Source organism: Agrococcus casei LMG 22410 (assembly GCF_900163565.1).
In the GTDB taxonomy this organism is placed as follows: domain Bacteria; phylum Actinomycetota; class Actinomycetes; order Actinomycetales; family Microbacteriaceae; genus Agrococcus; species Agrococcus casei.
On record NZ_FUHU01000023.1, the window covers coordinates 1 to 1,420 of the forward strand.

Below are 1,420 nucleotides of genomic sequence, written 5' to 3' on the forward strand. Positions count from 1 at the left end.
CTGCTGATCTGAAAGCCGAGTTCCTGAAGCTTGTTCGTGAGCGCCAGATCATCTCGACGGTCGCCCGTGAACTGGGGATTCACAAACCCACCGCGTATGCCTGGGCGCGAAAAGCTGGCATCTCAACGAGCGAAGCGCGCCGGGTAAATCCACGCCGCGAGGAGTTCCTCCGTCTGCGAGCTGCGGGGCTGACACGTGCTCAGGCCAGGACCGAGGTCGGCGCTGACGCGAGGTCGGCCACTGACTGGGACAAAGGCATCACCATTATCAAGCGTGGACGAATCTATCCCGATGGTCGCGTCGTTCGTTACCCTGAACGCGACACTGGAGTGGTGCCTGAACGAAGATCCCGCGCTATCGGCGGCAGCGTTGACTTGAACCTCGTCGAGAGGATCATTGATCCTCGATATCTCAGCGTTCTCGAGCGTGAAAGGTTGCAGGATCTCAGACGTGCCGGACTATCCATGCGTCAGATCGCGTCAGAGATGGGACGGTCCCCGTCCACGATCAGCCGCGAACTGAAACGGAACACGGTCTCTACGAGGGGCTACCTACCCCACACTGCGCACCGGCTATCGGTCCGGCGACGAACACGACAAAGACAACCGAAACTGCTCGCCAATAACGCCCTCTTCTCATATGTGCAGTCGAATCTGACGAAAAAGTGGTCACCGCAACAGATCAGCCAACGACTGGTGAAGGACTTCCCCAACAAGACGGAGATGCGTGTGAGCACCGAAACGATCTATCAGGCGATCTACGTCCACGCCCGCGGAGAGCTCACACGAGAACTCAGCAGACAGCTACGACGCGGCCGGGCCGCACGTAAAGCACATCGGCAACCTGACGCCCGCCGCCCTCGGTTCGTCGACCCGACAAACGCGATCACCAAGCGACCGACTGAAGTCGAATCCCGGGAGATACCTGGGCACTGGGAAGGCGACCTCATCATCGGGACTCTGAACGGCTCTGCAATCGCTACCCTGGTCGAACGCTCCACACGATTCGTATTGCTGGGTCACCTCGGGCGCGAACGCAGCGCTGAAGCAGTCCGAGACTCACTCATCGCGACCGTCAAACATCTCCCATCTTCCTTACGAAGAACCCTGACCTGGGACCAGGGAGCAGAGATGTCCGAGCATCGATCCTTCAGTACTGCAACGAATTTTGATGTCTACTTTGCTGACCCAGGATCTCCCTGGCAACGCGGCAGCAACGAAAACACAAATGGGCTCCTCCGACAATATTTCCCGAAGGGCACCGATCTCTCCGGGCACACCCCTGAGGAACTGGGCATGGTCGCTCACGAACTCAACGACAGGCCGCGAAAGGCGCTGGGGTGGGACACACCCGCCGAGCGGATGGCTGCTTTACTAGAAGCGTCTTAAAGCGCGTGTTGCAACGACCACTGGAATCCAAG

1 protein-coding gene is annotated in these 1,420 nt (G+C 58.9%); it reads left to right on the plus strand.

Annotated elements, in window-relative coordinates:
- Positions 1 to 1,388: IS30 family transposase (locus CZ674_RS04685; protein ID WP_456151133.1), on the plus strand; the 1,388-nt coding region annotated here is incomplete at its 5' end.
- Between the last annotated feature and the right edge of the window lie 32 nt (positions 1,389 to 1,420).